This is a genomic window from Streptomyces corchorusii, assembly GCF_001514055.1.
GTDB classification, from domain to species: Bacteria; Actinomycetota; Actinomycetes; order Streptomycetales; family Streptomycetaceae; genus Streptomyces; species Streptomyces olivaceoviridis.
The window spans coordinates 115,665-132,690 of record NZ_KQ948359.1; the positions used below are offsets into that span (position 1 = coordinate 115,665).

At 76.6% G+C, this 17,026-nt stretch carries 16 protein-coding genes; 4 read left to right on the top strand and 12 right to left on the bottom strand.

Features of this window, described 5'->3' with window-relative positions:
- Positions 1–173 precede the first annotated feature (173 nt).
- The 11 genes from AQJ11_RS23975 to AQJ11_RS24025 all read right to left on the bottom strand — a co-directional run bounded on the left by AQJ11_RS23975 (position 174) and on the right by AQJ11_RS24025 (position 12,759).
- Positions 174–1,115, bottom strand: coding sequence for a glycosyltransferase family 2 protein (locus tag AQJ11_RS23975; RefSeq protein WP_059264327.1), 942 nt, complete (start codon positions 1,113–1,115; stop codon positions 174–176).
- The gene (locus tag AQJ11_RS23980; RefSeq protein WP_059264328.1) at positions 1,105–2,109 is read right to left on the bottom strand and encodes a glycosyltransferase family 9 protein; all 1,005 of its coding nucleotides are present in this window, start codon (positions 2,107–2,109) and stop codon (positions 1,105–1,107) included. The genes AQJ11_RS23975 and AQJ11_RS23980 overlap by 11 nt, the downstream gene beginning before the upstream one ends.
- A gap of 391 nt (positions 2,110–2,500) precedes the next feature.
- Positions 2,501–3,922 carry a PfkB family carbohydrate kinase gene (locus AQJ11_RS23985; protein ID WP_059264329.1) on the bottom strand — a complete coding sequence of 474 codons (1,422 nt, stop codon included), beginning with the start codon at positions 3,920–3,922 and terminating at the stop codon, positions 2,501–2,503.
- Positions 3,919–4,932: an SIS domain-containing protein gene (locus AQJ11_RS52730; RefSeq protein WP_059264330.1), complete on the bottom strand. Its 1,014-nt coding sequence runs from the start codon at positions 4,930–4,932 to the stop codon at positions 3,919–3,921. Before AQJ11_RS52730 ends, AQJ11_RS23985 begins: the two co-directional genes overlap by 4 nt.
- Positions 4,929–6,161 carry a glycosyltransferase gene (locus AQJ11_RS23995; RefSeq protein ID WP_014670869.1) on the bottom strand — a complete coding sequence of 411 codons (1,233 nt, stop codon included), beginning with the start codon at positions 6,159–6,161 and terminating at the stop codon, positions 4,929–4,931. The genes AQJ11_RS52730 and AQJ11_RS23995 overlap by 4 nt, the downstream gene beginning before the upstream one ends.
- Entirely contained in the window at positions 6,158–7,120 is a 963-nt protein-coding gene (locus tag AQJ11_RS24000; RefSeq protein WP_014670870.1) for a glycosyltransferase, read from the bottom strand. The genes AQJ11_RS23995 and AQJ11_RS24000 overlap by 4 nt, the downstream gene beginning before the upstream one ends.
- Complete coding sequence (locus AQJ11_RS24005; protein ID WP_014670871.1) at positions 7,117–8,127, bottom strand: glycosyltransferase family 9 protein; 1,011 nt, start codon at positions 8,125–8,127, stop codon at positions 7,117–7,119. Before AQJ11_RS24005 ends, AQJ11_RS24000 begins: the two co-directional genes overlap by 4 nt.
- Positions 8,124–9,095 carry a D-glycero-alpha-D-manno-heptose-1,7-bisphosphate 7-phosphatase gene (locus tag AQJ11_RS52435; protein ID WP_059264331.1) on the bottom strand — a complete coding sequence of 324 codons (972 nt, stop codon included), beginning with the start codon at positions 9,093–9,095 and terminating at the stop codon, positions 8,124–8,126. Before AQJ11_RS52435 ends, AQJ11_RS24005 begins: the two co-directional genes overlap by 4 nt.
- Positions 9,092–10,087 carry a glycosyltransferase family 2 protein gene (locus AQJ11_RS24015; protein ID WP_058079361.1) on the bottom strand — a complete coding sequence of 332 codons (996 nt, stop codon included), beginning with the start codon at positions 10,085–10,087 and terminating at the stop codon, positions 9,092–9,094. Before AQJ11_RS24015 ends, AQJ11_RS52435 begins: the two co-directional genes overlap by 4 nt.
- Positions 10,084–11,718 (bottom strand): carbamoyltransferase family protein, encoded by a 1,635-nt coding sequence (locus AQJ11_RS24020; protein WP_059264332.1) that lies wholly within the window; start codon positions 11,716–11,718, stop codon positions 10,084–10,086. Before AQJ11_RS24020 ends, AQJ11_RS24015 begins: the two co-directional genes overlap by 4 nt.
- A 33-nt stretch (positions 11,719–11,751) precedes the next feature.
- The gene (locus AQJ11_RS24025) at positions 11,752–12,759 is read right to left on the bottom strand and encodes an NAD-dependent epimerase/dehydratase family protein (RefSeq protein WP_014670875.1); all 1,008 of its coding nucleotides are present in this window, start codon (positions 12,757–12,759) and stop codon (positions 11,752–11,754) included.
- Positions 12,760–13,042: 283 nt separating this feature from the next.
- Between AQJ11_RS24025 and AQJ11_RS24030 the strand changes: the two genes are divergently transcribed.
- Together AQJ11_RS24030 and AQJ11_RS24035 are read left to right on the top strand one after the other, a co-directional pair.
- Positions 13,043–13,936: a polysaccharide pyruvyl transferase family protein gene (locus AQJ11_RS24030; protein ID WP_059264333.1), complete on the top strand. Its 894-nt coding sequence runs from the start codon at positions 13,043–13,045 to the stop codon at positions 13,934–13,936.
- Between the two features lie 101 nt (positions 13,937–14,037).
- A complete protein-coding gene (locus AQJ11_RS24035) occupies positions 14,038–14,607 on the top strand; it encodes a hemerythrin domain-containing protein (RefSeq protein WP_014670877.1) in 570 nt (189 codons plus the stop codon).
- Positions 14,608–14,734: 127 nt separating this feature from the next.
- Here the strand turns inward: AQJ11_RS24035 and AQJ11_RS24040 are convergent, their stop codons facing one another.
- The gene (locus AQJ11_RS24040) at positions 14,735–15,085 is read right to left on the bottom strand and encodes a DUF3040 domain-containing protein (protein ID WP_059264334.1); all 351 of its coding nucleotides are present in this window, start codon (positions 15,083–15,085) and stop codon (positions 14,735–14,737) included.
- Positions 15,086–15,359: 274 nt separating this feature from the next.
- On the opposite strand from AQJ11_RS24040, the gene AQJ11_RS49915 reads away from it, so the two are divergent.
- Both AQJ11_RS49915 and AQJ11_RS24045 read left to right on the top strand, forming a co-directional pair.
- Positions 15,360–15,527 carry a hypothetical protein gene (locus AQJ11_RS49915; RefSeq protein WP_167360875.1) on the top strand — a complete coding sequence of 56 codons (168 nt, stop codon included), beginning with the start codon at positions 15,360–15,362 and terminating at the stop codon, positions 15,525–15,527.
- Positions 15,528–15,737: 210 nt separating this feature from the next.
- The gene (locus tag AQJ11_RS24045; protein WP_014670880.1) at positions 15,738–16,952 is read left to right on the top strand and encodes a cytochrome P450; all 1,215 of its coding nucleotides are present in this window, start codon (positions 15,738–15,740) and stop codon (positions 16,950–16,952) included.
- Positions 16,953–17,026: the final 74 nt, after the last annotated feature.

Here is a 17,026-nt window from a genome sequence, read left to right on the forward strand (position 1 = left end):
GGCCTCTTGCCTTGGAGGGTCGGGGCGGGTCGGCGTCGTCAGTCAGGGTGGAATGGTCGCCGTCCGGGGGCTCCGCGTGCGTGGGCGGGCCGGATCGGGGGCGCGGGCGTTGGGCGGCACCCTCTCGTGAGGGGTCGAGGCGGTTCCGGGCATGGGGCTCGCGGTCGTACCGGTCATCGTCCGGTGCCTCTCCGGGGGCGGGCGGCCGGGTCGCGGTCGAGCAGGCCCGCGGCGTGTTCGACGCGCGGGGGCAGGGGCCGGCGGCGGGCGAGGGCGGCCGGGAGCCGGGCGACGGTCTCCTTCAGGGCGCGGCGCGCTCCCGGGCGGCCCGCCGCGGCGGCCAGCGCGAGATCGGCGCCGGCGCGCAGGACGACCGGCCAGGGGCGGCGCAGGCAGGTGGTCAGCACGTGGTTGCGCCGGACGAGGAAGGAGCGGCCGGTGCGGTCGTGGTCCTCGGGGTGGTGGCGGGCGCGCAGGGAGGGTTCGTAGGCGACGCCCCAGCCCGCGGCGGCCAGGTCGTAGGCGAGCAGGGTCTCCTCGCCGCCGAAGAAGAGCAACGGGTGGTAGCCGCCGGCGCTCAGGAAGGCCTCGCGGCGGACCACGCAGGCGCAGCCGAGGAACCCGAGCACCGGACGGCCGGGCAGGTCCGGTTCCAGCGGCAGCGGGGAGGCGGCGAGCACCGCGTTGAGGGGGTCCTCGGCGGCCTCGTCGCCGACCAGGGTGCGGGCGGCGAGCAGGCCGAGCCGGGGGTGCTGGTCGAGGAGGTCGGCGGCGCGGGCGAGGCTGCCCGGCTCCCACCAGGAGTCGTCGTCGCTGAAGGCGACGTAGGGGGTGCCGGCGTGCCGGACGGCCAGGTTGCGGCCGAGGGCACCGGTGTTGGCGGCGGGCCGCAGCAGGCGGGCGATCGCCGGGTGGCCGGCCACGGCGCGGCGGGTGGTGTCGTCGCGGGAGTTGTCCACGACGACGACCGGTGGCCGCTCGGGCAGCGCGGCCAGCGCGGCCAGGGTGCGCACCAGGCTGGCGCTGCGGTCGCGGGTGATGACGGCGACCGTGACGCGCGGGTCACCGGCGGTCGGGGGCCGGTGCACGCGGTCCGGGGCCCGCTCAGCGGACATGCGACACCTCCGGTCCCGGCTGCCGCTGCCGGCCGCGTACGTCCCGCAGGAGCGTCAGACAGGCGGCGGCGACCTCACCGGCGCCGATGCGCAGCAGGCGGGCGTCGGGGGTGCGGCCGTGCGGGTCGCCGGGCGGGCCGGGCTTCCACAGGGCGAGGTGGTCCGGGCTCCGGGGCGGCCCCCACAGGCGCGGGGAGACCGGTCCGAACAGGGTGACGGAGGGGGTGCCGTGGGCCACCGCGAGGTGGGCGAGGCCGGTGTCGCCGCTGAGCACCAGGGAGGCCCCGGCGACCAGCGCGGACAGCTCCCCGAGCGGCAGACCGCCGGTCAGCACGTCGCAGCCCCGCCGGCCGCCGCGTTCGGCGACCGAGCGGACCAGGTCGTCCTCCCCGGGGCCGCCGGTGAGGACCACGCGGTGGCCCGCGGCGCGCAGGGACCGTACGACGGCGGCGAACCGCTCCCCCGGCCAGCGGCGGGAGCCCGAGGCCGCGCCGGGGTGCACGACGACCGCGCCCGGGGCCGGGGACGGGGTGGCGGGCCGGGGCAGCCGTAGGTCCAGGGGGTCGGCCGCGATGCCGTAGGCGTGCAGGAAGGCGCACCAGCGGTCCCGTTCGTTCGCCCGGTCAGGCCACGGCGGCCCGTCCGGGCAGGCGTGGGCGAGCAGCCGGCGCGGGCGGAGGGCGGCCAGGGCGTCACGGCTCTCGGGGCCGTTGCCGTGCAGGTCGACCGCCACGTCGGGGGGCGGGCCGGGCCAGTGGCCGAGGTCCGGCACCGCGCGGCCCGGCGCCTCGGCCGGGAACACGGCGTCGACCGCCCCGGTCTCCAGGGCGAGTCCGGTGAGCCCCGGCGGCTGGGCGAGGACGACCTGGTGGCCGGGGAAGGCCCGCCGGACGCCCCGCAGCGCGGGCACACCGGCCAGCAGATCACCCAGGCCCAGGGCGCGCAGGATCAGGACGGCCGGGGGGCGCGGGGTGGGGTTCGGGGTGCGGGTCACCGAGGGGGTCCTCCGTTGCGTGCGGAAGCCGGGGACGGACGGCGGGCCGGGCTCCGTTCGCCCACACCGCCCGCCCGAGCGGGCGGTACGCCCCGGCCGGCGGTGCGGGGCGCGGACGGGACGCTCGCGCCGGGGGCCGGCGGCCGGTTCCGGCCGGGGGTGCGCGGAAGGCTCCCGGCGCCCACCAGCCGACCTCCCCCGTGCAAGACCCGCAGCAGACGCGCGGCACCCGTGCCACGGCCCGGCGCGGCACCCCGGAGCGGGGCGCGCGACAGGCATCCGGCGCTCGGCGGACACCGGTTCCCGCGGAGCGGGGCGTGCCGGGTCCGCTCGGCCGGCGCCCGGTCTGCCGGACCGGGGGGCCGGGGCCCGGCCGGGGGCTGCGCCGTGCTCACCTGGCGTCTCCTCCCGTGGGTGCCGGGGTCAGGGCCGCCCGCCGGGCGAGGCCGGTGGTGGAGCGGCCGTCGAGGTAGGGCAGCAGCAGGACCTGGCCGCCCCAGCTCTCCACGAGGGGCTGTTCGGGCAGCCGGGTCCGGGCGTAGTCACCGCCCTTGGCCCAGATGTGCGGGCGGAGTTCACCGAGGATGCGTTCGGGGGTGTCCTCGTCGAACACGGCCACGGCGTCCACGCACTCCAGGGCCCGCAGCACCCGCACCCGGTCGACGGCCGGGACGAGGGGGCGGCCGTCGCCCTTGCGGCGGCGGACCGAGTCGTCGGAGTTGACGCACACGACGAGGCAGTCCCCGGCCCGGCGGGCGGCCTGGAGCAGGGCGACGTGCCCGGCGTGCAGCAGGTCGAAGCAGCCGCCCGCGGCGACCACGGTGCCGCCCGCGGCCCGCACCCGCGCGGCCGTGCGCACGGCGTCCGCGGTGGTGTCGCCGTCGCCCGGCGCCTCCTCGGCCGTCTCCGGCTGGTCCGGGACGGCGACCGCGCGGGCGCCGCCCTCGGCGACGTACCGGGTGGCGGCGTGGACCGCGGCCTGTACGGCGGCCTCGGTGAGGGCGCCGTCGGCGAGCAGGCCGGCCGCGGCAGCGGCGAACCGGTCGCCGGCGCCGCAGGGGTCGCCGGTGGCGGCGGCCGGGGTCGGCACGAGCAGCGGGGTCTCGCCGTGGGAGAGCAGGGCGCCGCGTTCGCCGAGGGTCACCGCGACGGCCCGGGCCCGCCAGGCCCGTACGAGGGCGCGGGCGTCCCGGGCGGCGGTGCGCAGCCCGGCCGCGTCGCCGGGCTCGGCGTCGTCGAGCTGCCGGGCGAAGGCGCGGGCCTCCTGGGCCGAGGGCGTGGCCAGGCGGACGCCGGGGACCGGGGGCCGGCCGCGCACGTGCGGGTCCCAGGCGACGGGGGCGGCCGTGTGCGCGAGGGCGTCCCGCAGGACGTCGGCGGTACCGCGGCCGTAGTCGGCGACGAGGACGCCCCCGGCCGCCGCGATCGTGGACACCGCCTCCTGGGTCGCCTCGCGGGCCCGGCCCTCGCCGTCGTCGAGGCGGAGCAGCGGCCGGTCCCCGGCCAGGACGCGGGTCTTGCTGCTCAGGGTGCCCTCCAGCGGCACCTCGACCAGGCCGACCCGGCCGGAGAGCAGCTCCCGCAGGGTGTCGCTGGCGGCGTCGGCGCCGAGGGCGGTGACCAGGGTGACGGACCGTCCGTCGGCCGCCGCGAGACAGGCGGCGAGGGCGGCGCCGCCGGGCCGGGAACTGCGCCGGGTGCCGTGGACGACGGGGACGGGCGCGTCCGGGGCCAGCCGCTCGGCCCGGCCGCACAGGTCGTGGTCGAGCAGCGCGTCGCCCACGACGACCAGGGGTGTCTGCGAGGCGGTCATGTGTGTCCCTTCCTGGGGGCTGCGGGCGCGCCGGGCGCGGCCCGGCCGACGGTGCGGGCACGGCCCACGAGCCGCCCCACGACACCGGGTTTGCCGTCGGTACCCGGCCGGCCATCGGTACCGGGCCGACCGTCGACACCCGGCCGGCCATCCGCACCCGACCCACCCTTGGCACTCGGCCGACCATCGACACCTGGCCGGCCATCGGCACCGGGCCGGCCACCGGCACCCGGCCCGCCGCCGGCGTCCGGCCGGCCGTCGAGACCCCGTCGGCCACGGGCGACGCGCTCGGCCTCGGCGCGTCGCTCGCCCCCGCCGCCCGGCCCGTCCCCGGTATCCGCATCCGCATCCGCATCCGCCCGGTCGTCGGCACCGGTGTCCGCCGTCCAGTGGTCGGCCTCCCCCCGGTCGACGGCCTGGTCGAAGGCCTCGCAGAGCATGTGGACGGCGACCAGGTGCAGTTCCTGGACGGTGGCGCCGAGGGGGGCGTCGACGCACAGCGCGTCGTCCGCGCCGAGTTGCAGCGGGTTGGGGGCCCGTCCGGTCAGCGCCCACACGGTCATGCCGAGCCGGTGCGCGCGGTCGGCGGCGGCCAGCAGGTTGGCGCTGGCGCCGCTGGTGGACAGCAGCAGGAGCACGTCGCCGGGGCGGCCGTGCGCGGCGGTCTGGCGGGCGAACACCTCCTGGACGCCGTAGTCGTTGGCGATCGCCGTGGTGGAGGAGGTGTCGGCGTGCAGGGCGACCGCGGAGAACGGCGGCCGGTCGTCGCGGTAGCGGCCGACGAGTTCGGCGGTGAGGTGCTGGGCCTGGGCGGCGCTGCCGCCGTTGCCCGCGACGAGCAGCCGGGCACCCGCGCCCAGCCGCCGGGCGAGTTCGGTGCCCCAGCGCTCGATGAGCGGACCGTGGTCGCGGAACGCCTCCAGGGCCTTGGCGAGGTCGTCGCAGTGCGTGGTGGCGGTGGCGGTGTTCCCGTGCGCCGTGTCGGTGACGGCCTTCGTCCGGCTCTTCATCGGACCACTCCCGAGAGCGAGCGGATGGAGGACACGGCGCCGTACACCGCGGCCACGCCGTCGGCCACCCGGTCCCAGGTGTAGTGGCCGAGCACCCGGGCGCGGCCAGCGGCTCCGTACCGGGCGAGCCGGTCGGGGTCGGCGAGGAGGGCGCGGACGACCGCGCCGAGGTCGTAGTCGTCGTCGGCCGGGACCAGGACGCCCGTGGTACCGTCCACGACGGTGTCGAGCTGGCCGCCGACGGCGGTGGCGACGACCGGCGTGGCACAGGCCATGGCCTCCAGCGGGACGATGCCGAAGGGTTCGTACCGGGGCAGCGACAGCACCAGGTCGGCGCTGGACATCAGCCGGGGCATACGGGCCCTGCTGACCCCGCCGAGCAGGGTGACCCGGTCCTGGACGCCGTACTCGCCGGCGATGCCGTAGAGGCGCTCGGCCTCGGGTTCGGTACCGAGCAGGTCGGCCTCGGGGCCGCCGGCGACGAGGAGTTCGGCGTCGGGGACGTCGGTGAGGGCGCGGATGGCGCGGTCGAAGCCCTTGCGGGGCACGAGCCGGCCGACGGCCAGCAGCCGCCTGCGGGCGCCGGGCGGGCGGGTGCGGGCGACGGGGGCGAACTGGTCGGGGTCGACCCCGCACGGCACGACGCTGATGCGGTCCTCGGGCAGCCCCATGGCCTTCAGTTCGGCCACCTCGTCGCTGCACGTGGCGATGATCCGGGCGCATTCGTGGCCGATGGCCTCCTCGATGGCGAGGCGCTGCGGCGGGCTGGTGTCGGCGGCGCCCTGGTAGCGCTTCTTGACCGTGCCCAGCGCGTGGTAGGTCTGCACGACCGGGATGCCCGGGTCGCGGGCGCCGGCCAGGGCGGCCAGGCCCGACATCCAGAAGTGGGCGTGCACCACGTCGGGCGGGCTCTGGGCCCACTGCCGGGCCAGGAAGTCGCCGAACTCGGGCATGTGGGGCAGGAGTTCGTCCTTGGGTACGGGTGCGGGCGGTCCGGCGGGCACGTGCACGACCTGCACGCCGTCGATGAGGGTCACCCGGTCCGGGAGGCCCGCCGAGTCCCGCCGGGTGTACACCGTGACCCGGTATCCCTTGCGGGCGAGCTGCCGGGCGACCTGCGCCACGTACACGTTCTGGCCGCCCGCGTCCGGCCCGCCGAGCGCGGCCAGGGGGCTGGCGTGCTCGGAGACCATGGCGACGCGTCCGGCCGTGTGCGGAATGCGGCTCATCGGGTGACCTCCTTGATCAGGCGCTCCCAGTCGTCCAGGAAGCGCCGCTCTCCGTAGCGGCCCTGGGCCGCGGCCCGGGCCGCCGCGCCGGTGCGGCGCGCCAGCCCGGGGTCGGCGAGGAAGGCCCGTACGGCGTCCTCCAGGACGTCGAGGCGGTTCGAGACCACCCCGGCGCCCTCGGGTATCGCCTCACGGGCCTCCGTGGTGTCCAGGGCGGCCACGGGCATGCCCAGGAACATGGCCTCCAGCAGGGACAGACCGAGCGAGGTCCAGCGCACGGGGTGCAGGTAGACCCGGCACCGGGCCATCTCCCGGTGCAGCTCGTGCTGCGGCAGGTCCCGGGTGCGGCAGCGCTCGGGCGGCAGGCCGAGGTGCTCGGCGAGTCCGTCGGTGCGCATGCCGAAGACGTCCAGGGGCGCGGACCGGGCGAACCGGGGCAGCAGGTCGGTACCGGTGGTACGGCCCCTGCGCACGGGTTCGTTGACCACGACGGCCGCGCGCCGCTCGGTGCCCGTGTAGAGCGCGCCGGGGTCGACGATGCCGTGCTCGACGACCTCGGTGGGGGCCTGGCCGCTGTCCCACATCAGCCGGTTGAAGTGGGTGACGTGCACGACGGGGATCGCCGACTGCCCGGCCAGCGGGTGGAGTTGGCGCTCCGGTGACTCGTCAGGGCTGTTGTGCTCGACGTACACGGCGGGCACGTCCACGCCGGGCCGGCGGCCGGTCCAGCGCAGGGCGAGGTCGAGTTCGTGCGGGCGTTGCAGGACCATGAGGTCGATGTCGCAGTCCCACAGTTCCCTCGGCGTGCGTTCCCGCACGCTCTGCGGCCAGTCCCAGGTCACGGCGCGGCCGAGCCCGTCGGGTCCGCGGTCGTCGGTGACCGGGACGAGGTAGGTGTGCGGGCCCCGCACGAAGGCGGTGAGCCAGGATCCGTGCACGTGCCAGACGAGGATGTTCATGACTGCCGCTCCTGGATGAGCTTGTGCACCGCGCGCACCACGTCCTGTCCGGTGACCTCGTCCAGACAGGGGTGGCCGGGCACCGGGCAGGTGAGGGCCCGGGTGCCCGCGCAGGGCGCCGACTGGTCGCCGAGCAGGATGACGGGGACGCCGTACGGCGCCCAGCGCCCGGCCGGTACGACGGGCGCGAACAGCGAGACGACCGGAGTGCCGACGGCGGCGGCGAGGTGGGCGGGGCCGGTGTTGGCGCTGATCACGACGTCGGCCATGCGCAGCACGCCGGCGAGGGTGCGCGGGGAGGTCCGGCCGCCGAGGTCCACGGCCAGATCCCCGCTGACCCGCCGGGTGAGGCCGGTCTCCTCGGGGCCGCCGGTGACGACCACGCGGTGCCCGGCGTCGGCGAGCAGCGCGACCGCCTCGGCGCAGCGGTGCGGGCTCCAGGCGCGGGCGGGGGCGCTGGCGCCGGGGTGCAGGACGACGTAGGGGCCGTAGCCGGTGAGGCTGCCGGTGTCCGGGGGCGGGAGGACGCGCAGCCGGCCGTCGTCCCCCGGCGGCGGCAGGAAACCCATCGCGGCGGCGGTGTCCAGCGCCGCCTCGGCCTCGTGCCGGCCCTCCAGCCGCCGGTGGCGTACGTCGAGCAGCCGGCCGGGGTGGTCGACGCTGTCGGCGCCGATCCGGCCGACGCCGGCGAGCCGGAGCAGCAGGGCGGTGGGAAGCGGGCTCTGGTGGAAGGAGGTGAGGACGAGCGCGGTGTCGTAGGCCCCGGCACGCAGCCGCCCCACCAGCCCGTCGATGTCCGCGGGGCTGACCGGGGGCGGGTCGAACCCCTCCCAGGGCGCCTCCCACACCAGCACCTCGTCCACCCCGGGCAGCAGCCGGGCGGCGTCCGCGCCGCGGGGGCCGCACAACAGGGTGACGTGCGAGGACCGGGCGGCGACGGCACGCACGGCGGGACCGGCGAGCAGCACATCACCGAAACTGTCGAGCCGGACGACCAGCGATTTCACACCGACCACCCCCCGAGGGCCCGCCCCACGGCCACCTCGCCCCGCACGGACGCCGGGGACTCCGCCGGTGCCGCCGTGCCTGAGACGGACACCGAGGACTCCGCCGGTGCCGCCGCGCCCGACAGCGACACCGACGCCGCCCACTCCTCCTCCGCCGCCTCCCCCGACGCGCACGCCCGCGCCTCCCCCGAAGCCGCCTCACCCGGCACCGGCGACCGTGTCCGGTGCGGGGCCGCCGGACCCGGCGCGGACGGCCGCCGGGACGGGGAGACCACCGCGGCGCGCCCGGACGGCCGTATGCCCTCAGGCGTCTCCGCGTTCCGCACGGAGGACCACCGGCCCTCGGAGACCACCACGGGGCCCTGGCGGGACCAGCGCATCCGGTCGCCGGCCGGGGCCGTCCGCGCGGGCGGGGGGTGCGGGGGCCGTCGCGGCGGGGCGAGGCCCGCCGCCGTCAGGGCCGCGCGGACCGCGGTGAGGGGGTCGGGGGCGCTCTCCATGGCGAAACGTTCCACCTCTGCCGGCGCGGTGGCCGCGTTCGGGACCAGGACGCCCCGCGCGCCGGCCGCGCGGGCGGCCAGCACGTCCGCGGCGATGTCCCCGATCACCAGGCACTCGGACGGCGGTACGCCCAGCCGGGCGGCGGCGGTGTGGACCAGGCCGGGGCGGGGCTTGCGGCAGGCGCAGCCGGCGTCGGGGGCGTGCGGGCAGAACACCCAGGTGTCCAGTCCGCCCAGCAGTTCGTCGGCGCGCTCGTTGACGCGGACCACCTGGTCCACGGTGAGCAGTCCGCGGCCGACGCCGGACTGGTTGCTGACCACCCCGGTCGGCAGCCCGGCGGACCGGGCCAGCGCGACGGCCGCGGCGGCGCCCGGCATCAGCCGCACCCGGGCGGGGTCGCCGTTGTACGGCACGTCCACGACGAGGGTGCCGTCACGGTCGAACAGGACGGCGGACAGCCTGCTCACCCGGCACCTCCCAGGGGCTCGGCGTGCCGGTGGCGGACGGCTCCGCGCAGCCAGTGCCGGACGGCGAGCGGCGGGATGAGCACGCTGGTGCCGAGCATCCCGGCGATCTCGCGGGCGGTGCGCGGCCCGGGCAGGATGCGGGCGAGGGCGAACTCGGTGGTGCCGAGCGTCCACAGGGCGGCGCAGGCGGTCGCGGCCCGGCGCCGCCCGGTCAGGGCGCAGCCGGCCGCGGCGAGGGCGGCGCCGGTGACCACCAGATGGCGGGGCAGCCGGCCGCGCGGCGCCTGCGCGCGGTCCCACCAGTCGCGGCCGTGCAGCCGGTTCATCAGGGCGTCGTCGGCGTTGCCGCGCTGCGCGGGCAGCGAGGCCCACCAGTGGGCGGGGCGGACCGGGTGCCGGGTGACCCGGGTGCCCCGGGCCAGGGACCAGCCCGCCCGCTGCACGCGCAGGGCGAGGTCGGCGTCCTCGCGGAAGGCCCGCGGGAAGCGTTCGTCGAAGCCGCCGGTCCGCTTCAGCGCCTCGGTGCGGTAGGCCATGTCGGCGGTGGCCCAGGCGGCGTTCTCCAGGCCCTTGGTGGTGCGTTCCCAGTCGGTGGGCCGGCGGTCCAGGGGCAGGGGGACACGCAGCCGCCCCTGGACTCCGCCGACGTCGGGGCCGGCCTGCCGCAGGTCGTCGGCGAGCCGCCGGGACCAGTCCGGCAGCACCTGGACGTCGTCGTCCAGGAAGACCGTCCAGGGCGTGCGGACGGTCTGCCAGCCGGCGTTGCGGGCGGCGGCCGGCCCCCTGCCGCCGGTGCGCAGGGTGCGTACCCGGTCGAGCAGTTGCCCGGCCGGTTCCAGGGGCAGGCCGCCGTCGGGCGCGGGCCGGTCGTCCACGACGACCACCTCGTGCGGCGGATGGCCCTCGGCCGCGGCGAGCGCGCGCAGGCACTCGGCGAGGCAGGGGCGGCCGATCGTCGGGACGACGACGGTGTAGGCGGGGGCGTCGGTCATGCGAAGGCCTTCCCACGGCGGATCGCGAACGGGCCGAGCACCAGCAGGTCGACCGGGGCCGAGCCGAAGCACTCCAGGGCGTCGCGGGGGTCGTCGACCATGGGCCGCCCCGCGGTGTTGAGACTGGTGTTGACCACCACGGGCAGTCCGGTGCGCCGTTCGAAGCCCTCGATCATGCGGGCCACCAAGGGTTCCTGGGCGCGGTCCACGGTCTGGATGCGGGCCGTGCCGTCGACGTGCACCACGGCCGGGATGCGGGCCCGCCACTCGGCGGCCACGTCGTGCACGAACAGCATGTGCGGGCTGGGCAGCGGCCCGTCGAAGATCTCGCCCGCGCGCTCGGCGAGCACCATGGGCGCGACGGGCCGGAACTCCTCGCGTCCCTTGACCGCGTTGAGCCGTTCCAGGTTCTCCGCCTTGCCGGGGTGGGCCAGCAGCGAGCGGTGCCCGAGCGCGCGCGGCCCGTACTCGCTGCGCCCCTGGAACCAGGCCACGATCCCGTCGTCGGCCAGCGCCTGCGCGGCGGTCTCGGCGATGTCGGCGGGTTCCTCGTACGGTACGGCCGCCCGCTCCACCCACGCGCGCAGCTCGGCGTCGCTCCAGCCCCGGCCGAGCGCGGCGGTCGGCATCGGCTCCAGGGTGTCCTTCTGCCCGGCGACGTACGCCGCCGCGCCCAGGGCCGTACCGGCGTCGCCGGCGGCGGGCTGCACCCACACGTGCCGAAAGCCGCTCTCCCGCCACAGCCGGGTGTTGGCGACACAGTTCAGGGCGACACCGCCGGCCATGGTGAGCGCGTCCTCGCCGGTGCGCTCGCGCAGCCACCGGGCGAGGGCCAGCATGGCCTCCTCCAGGCAGAGCTGGGCGCTCGCGGCGAGGTCGGCGTGGTCCTGGTTCCAGGCGCCGCCGGGCGGGCGGGGCGGGACGAACTCGGCCCAGGGCACCGGGCGGGCCCGGAAGCCGCCGTCGCCGTCGGCGTGGACGTACGCGCGCAGCCGGCCGGCGTGGCGCGGGGTGCCGTAGGAGGCGAGGGCCATGACCTTGAACTCGTCGCTGCTGCGCAGGAATCCGAGGTGCTGGGTGAGGTCCTCGTAGAACAGGCCGAGGGAGTCCGGCAGTCGCTGGGTGCCGAGGACGGTCAGTTCGCGGCCGGTGCAGCGGCCGGCCAGGTGGGAGCCGCACTCGCCGCGGCCGTCCAGGACGAGGACGGCGCAGTCCGGGTACGGCGAGACGGGCCCGGCGGAGGCCGCGTGCGCGACGTGGTGCGGGACGAACCGCACCTTGGCCGGGTCGAGTCCGGGCAGGGCCTCGGCGAGGAAGTCCGGTGCCTCGCGGGCGTACTGCTGGCGCAGGTGGTCCCAGGGGTCGTGCAGCCCCATCTCGTCGGCGGGGCGGGCCAGCGCCGGATCGTAGGAGTAGGCGACGGCGTCCAGGTCGGACGGGGTGAGGCCGGCCTGCTCCAGACACCAGCGGGCCGACTGTCCGGGCAGTTCCCAGGCCGAGAAGGGAACGGGCCGCTTGCCGTGCTTGCGGCGGGAGAACCGCTCCTCCTCCGCCGCCGCCACGACCCTGCCGTCGGTGACGAGGGCGGCGGCGGGGTCGTGGAAGAGTGCGTTGATACCGAGGACGTGCATGCGCTGTCTCCAGGGCCGGGGAACGTGCGGGGGTCAGGACCGCGGGGCCGGTTCCTCCCCGCGCGGGTCCGGATCCGGGGGCGGAGCCGCGAAGTAGGCGATGGTCTGCTTCAGGCCCTCCTCCCAGGGGACCTGCGGCGACCAGCCGAGCAGTTCGCGTGCGAGGGTGGTGTCGGGCCGGCGCCGGCCGGGGTCGTCGACGGGCCGGTCGACGAACGCGACCGGGGAGCGGGAGCCGGTGAGGGCGACCACCCGGCGGGCCAGGTCGGCGACGGTGATCTCGTCGCTGCCGCCTATGTTGACCGGTCGTACCGACCTGCTCGCGGCGACCCGCAGGATGCCGTCGACCGTGTCGTCCACGTAGCACAGCGAGCGGGTCTGGCTGCCGTCGCCGGTGACCGTGAGCGGCTCGCCGGCCAGCGCCTGGCAGATGAAGGTGGGCACGGCGCGGCCGTCGTGGGCCCGCATGCGCGGACCGTAGGTGTTGAACAGCCGGACGATCCCGGCGTCCGTTCCCCTGGTGCCGGCGTGTGCCGTGACCAGGGCCTCGGCGAACCGCTTGGACTCGTCGTACACGCTGCGCGGCCCGACCGGGTTCACGTTGCCCCAGTAGCCCTCGTGCTGCGGGTGGACGAGCGGGTCGCCGTAGACCTCGGAGGTGGAGGCGAGCAGGAAGCGGGCGCCGTCGCGTTCGGCGATCGCCAGGACGTTGCGGGTGCCGAGGCTGCCCACGTCCAGGGTCTCCAGGGGCATGCGCAGGTAGTCGGCGGGCGAGGCCGGGCAGGCGAAGTGCAGGACGAGGTCGTACGGCCCCGCCAGCCGCTCGGGGCAGTCGGGTGCGCAGACGTCGCAGTGCGTGTACCGGAAACCCGGCCGGTCCTCCAGGTGCGCGATGTTCTCGCGCCGCCCGCAGGCCAGGTTGTCGGCGCAGTCGACTTCGACACCTGAATCCAACAGCCGCTCGCACAGGTGGGAGCCGAGGAAGCCGGCGCCGCCGGTCACGAGGGCGCGCCGCCAGGAGAACGGTGTGTCACCAGTCATGGGGCTGTTCCTTCGTCCACGTCGAACGCGCCCGGAAACGCCCCTGCCTGGGGATTCGGCGCGTACCGCGTCGCCGGGACCGACGTCGTCGGCCCGCTGGGAAGAAGAGGGCTCGGCCCGGGTCCCCGCTGATCGGGAGGACCGGCCTGACAGGCCGCCGCTTGCTGGACGGCACTGGCAGCTGAGTTCCCCTGCCAGTTGTATTCACACGTTGGATTCTTATTCTCCGGTCCCAGGGGTACTCGCGCGACTCCTGCGCCCCGCCCACCACGCTGGAGAACCGATGCACGACGATGTCGCGGAGGCGGTCCTGCGCTCCCTGCTCGGGCCCGGCCGGCCTCCGGAGCGGCTGCTGCTCACCGGCTGGTTCAGCTTCCGGGACGGGGAGGCGACGGCCGGGGACGTGCTCGCGCAGCGGCACATGTCGGCCGCGCTGACGGGGGCGGGCATCCGGCACGAGACGGCGTGGAGCCCCGGCTTCCGGCCCGGTGAGCTGTCGCTGGAGACGGCCGACCCGCGGGCGTACGACACCCTTCTGTTCGTGTGCGGTCCGGTGCACGGGCCGCAAGTGGCCGCTCTGCACGGAAGGTTCGGGTCGTGCAGACGACTGGCGGCCGGGGTCTCGGTGGTCGATCCGGCGGACCCGGCGGTCACCGGTTTCCACGCGATCGTCGCGCGGGACGGCACTGCGGCCCCGGCCCGGCGCGATCTCGCCGCCGACGCCCCGGCGGGCCCGCTGCCGCCCGTGGCCGGAGTGGTCCTCTCCCACGGCCAGGGCGAGTACGGGGTGCGCCGCCGGCACGCGGAGGTGACCGAGCGGATCACCGGCTGGCTGGCCGGGAAGGACTGCGCGCGGGTGCCGGCCGACTCCCGGCTGGCCACCGACGACTGGCGGCTGTGCGCCACCGCCGAGCAGTTCCTCGCCCTCGTGGCCCGCCTCGACCTGGTCGTCACCACCCGGCTGCACGGCCTGGTGCTGGGCCTGCGCACCGGCACCCCGGTGATCGCGGTCGATCCGGTGGCGGGCGGCGCCAAGGTCAGCGCCCAGGCCCGCACCCTGGACTGGCCGGCGCTGGTGGCGGCGGACGCGCTGACGCCGGACATCCTGGACCACTGGTGGGAGTGGGCGCTGTCCGGGGCGGGCCGGACGGCCGCCGCCTGCCACTCGATGCGCTGACCGGGCGCGGCGAGCCGTGTAGCGCGCCCGGCCCGGGGCACTCGGCGCGCCGACGGCCGGCCGTTCACGGGCCGCCGCGTTCCACGCAGGAGGTAACGACCATGGGTCACGGCGGAAACGTCATCCAGGAGCTGACCACGGACCACCGCGAGGTCGAGGAGATCTTCGGCCGCATCGAGGCCCTGCCGCCCGGCTCCCAGGAACGCAAGAACCTCTGCGACCAGGCCACGATCGAACTGGTCCGCCATTCGGTCGCCGAGGAGGCCTACCTCTACCCGGCGGTGCGCCGGCACCTGACGGGCGGGGACGCCCTGGCCGACAAGGAGTTGGAGGACCACGCCAAGGCCGAGCAGATCATGAAGGACCTGGAGGGCTGCCAGGCGGACGATCCGCGGTTCGACTCGCTGATGGCGCAGCTGATGAGCGAGATCCGGTCCCATGTGACGGACGAGGAGCAGAACCTCTTCCCGCAGCTGGAGGCGGCCTGTCCCCCGGACGCGCTGATGGACCTCGGCGACAAGGTCCGCCGGGCGAAGAAGATGGCGCCCACCCGTCCGCACCCGTCGGCACCGGACACTCCCCCGGCCAACAAGCTGCTGGCACCGGGAGCCGGTCTGGTCGACCGGATGCGCGACGCGCTGACGGGGCGGGGCAAGGAGAGCCAGGGCTGAGGGAGAACGGCGCCGCCCGGGCCCGCGGGGGCCGGGCGGCGCCGGCCTGTGGACTCACGCGTTCGGGTCCGCGTTCTCGGGTCCACGCCGAGCGTCCGGGCTCGCCCCGGCGCCTCAGGGCCGCGTCTCACAGCCACGGTTGCGTGCCAGGGGGCGTGCGGGCGCCGGAGCGGGGACGGGTGCGGGTCGCCCGGCACAGCAGCCGGAACACCTGGAAGAGGGTCAGCGGCCACAGCAGCGCGAAGCACCACAGCAACGCGGGGTCCGAGGTGCGGATGCCCATGACGGCGACGAACACCGACGCGGCCGTCAGCAGCAGCACCGCCACCGGCAGCCAGACCTCGCGCGGGGCGGCGCCCATACGGCGCGCGAACCGCCGGTCCCGTCGCAGGTCCGCCTCGATCCGCAACAGCGCCATCCGCTCGCGCGGTGACAGCCGTACCTCGTCGCGCATCTCCCACATCTCCCAGTCGTCCACGGCAACGCCACCTCCTCCGCCGATCGGCGGCATCCGGGCCCCGGGCGACCGAGTTCCCCGGTCGGCCCGGCCGATGCGGTGCCGCGGCGGGCCGGGCGGAGGAGGGGTGAAGAGGCGGGTGGGGAACCGGGGTGGAGAAAACTCCACCGCGGGTCCGGTGGCCACCCTGACTGAGACGCGGGCCCCGCACGGTCCACGATGGAGCCGGTCCAGCCTCCGGCCGTCCGGCCGTCCGGCCGCCGTCCGCCCGTCGTCCGCCCCGCGAGGAGCCACCGTGTCCAAGTCCACCGAGGTCCAGCCGACGGTCGGGTCGGCGGTCCAGCCGAGGGTTCCGTCGGCGGTCCAGCCGGCCGAGGAACACCCGATGTGGCCCTGGGTGGTCGTCGCCGCCGTCGTGGCCGGCGTGGTCATCGCCCTCGTCAACGTGCTGATGACGGCCTGAGCCGGATCGCCCCCCGGAGCGCCCGTGGTGCGAGAGCGGTCGGCGTACCGCATAGTGAACACAGCTCTCGCACCAGGTCGGCCGGGGAGGACCGGGGCTGCCCGCACCACGCCTTCGCCCCCGGGGCCGCCGCGACGACGCTGAGCGGCCGGCACGGGTAGGACCGGCCCCCCGGAAGCGACGCGCCCGGCGGCGCACAAAGGAGGCTGTATGTCGTCCCACGACCCGGCAGTGCTCGACTGCCCCTTCGACTTCGCCGACGCACTGGAGTACGACCCAGCGTTGGACGCCCTGGCACGGCGCGGCCCGGTCAGCCGGATCCGGTTGCCCTACGGCGAGGCGGAGGCGTGGCTGGTGACCAGCTTCGCCGGAGTGCGCCAGGTGACGTGCGATCCCCGGTTCAGCCGGGCGGCGATCGTCGGACGCGACTATCCGAGGATGACGCCCGAGCCGATCGTGTCACCCGAGTCGATCAACGTGACGGACCCACCGCACGCCACCCGGCTGCGGCACGTGGCGGCCCAGGCGTTCACCCGGGAGCGGGTGGCGGCCATGCGGCCGGCCGTGGACCGGGTGGTGGCCGGTCTGCTGACGGCGATGGACGAGGCGGGGCCGCCCGCGGACCTGGTCACCCATCTGTCCGTACCGCTGCCCCATCTGACGATCTGCGAGCTGCTCGCCGTCCCCGAGGCCGACCGCGACGAGCTGCGCGCGCACACCATGCGGCTGCTGGCCACCTCGCCGGACGCGCGGCAGGACGCGGCCGACGCCAAGGCCTGCCTGCGGACGTACTTCGCCGAACGGATCCCGGCCCGGCGGCGCTCGCCGGGCGAGGACCTGCTCAGCACGCTGGCCACCGCCCCGGTGCCGGAGGGCGAGGAACCGCTGAGCGACGACGAGCTGGCGGTCCTGGCGGTGACGCTCATCCTCAGCGGCAACGACACCGCGACCTGCCAGATCAGCGACATCGCCTATCTGCTGCTGACCCGGCCCGAGGAGATGGCCGCGCTCGCGCGCGACCCCGGGCGGTTCCCCGGCGCGCTGGAGGAGCTGCTGCGGTTCATCCCGTTCCGCAAGGGCGTGGGCATCCCGCGGATCGCGCTGGAGGACGCGGAGATCGAGGGCGTCCCGATCCGCGCGGGCGACTACGTGCACGTGTCCTACCTCGCGGCCAACCGGGACCCGGACGTCTTCCCCGACCCGCACAGACTCGACCTGGAACGGCCCGTGCGCCCGCACATGACCTTCGGCTGGGGCGGGCACCACTGCCTCGCGGCACCGCTCGCGCGGGCGGAGCTGGACAGCGCGGTCTCCGGCCTGCTGGCCCGCTTCCCCAAACTGCGCCTAGACGTCCCCGCCGAGGACATCGAGTGGGACAACGGCACCATCCGCCGCTTCCCGCTGAGTCTGCCGGTCACCTGGTGAGACCGGGCCGGGCCGTCGCGGCGACGCGGTGGCCCGGCCCCGTCGCCGTTCCCGCCTCCACCGAGTGGGTGCCT